This window comes from Roseomonas sp. TF40, from assembly GCF_057219975.1.
This window is the reverse complement of the sequence record NZ_JBXVVR010000019.1, coordinates 1-695: the sequence shown is the minus strand read 5'-3', so window position 1 is coordinate 695 and position 695 is coordinate 1. Positions and strand designations below refer to the sequence as shown.

The window sequence follows — 695 nt, the reverse complement described above, 5'->3', positions numbered from 1 at the left end:
GCAATGGCCAAGGCGAAATTCGAGCGTAACAAGCCGCACTGCAACATCGGGACGATCGGGCACGTTGACCACGGCAAGACGTCGCTGACGGCGGCGATCACGAAGGTGCTTGCGAAGACGGGCGGTGCGACGTTCACGGCGTACGACCAGATCGACAAGGCGCCGGAGGAGAAGGCGCGCGGGATCACGATCTCGACGGCGCATGTCGAGTACGAGACGACGAACCGGCACTACGCGCATGTGGATTGCCCCGGCCACGCGGACTACGTGAAGAACATGATCACGGGTGCGGCGCAGATGGACGGCGCGATCCTGGTTGTGTCGGCGGCCGATGGCCCGATGCCGCAGACGCGCGAACACATCCTGCTGGCGCGTCAGGTGGGCGTTCCGGCGCTGGTGGTGTTCCTGAACAAGATGGACCTGGCGGATCCGGACCTGGTGGAGCTGGTGGAGATGGAGGTGCGCGAGCTGCTCTCCTCCTACAAGTTCCCGGGCGACGACATTCCGATCATCCGCGGCTCGGCGGTTGCGGCGCTGGAGGACAAGACGCCGGAGATCGGCGAGAAGGCGATCCTGGAGCTGATGGCGGCGGTGGACAGCTACATCCCGCAGCCGGAGCGTCCGGTGGACATGCCGTTCCTGATGCCGATCGAGGACGTGTTCTCGATCTCGGGCCGCGGCACGGTGGTGACGGG

General features: G+C 65.6%; 1 protein-coding gene. It reads left to right on the top strand.

The window, feature by feature from the left end; translation table 11 throughout:
* Window positions 1-3 precede the first annotated feature (3 nt).
* Window positions 4-695 (top strand): GTP-binding protein (locus AC2D9U_RS24235; protein ID WP_484754225.1); only part of this gene is annotated, 692 nt, incomplete at its 3' end.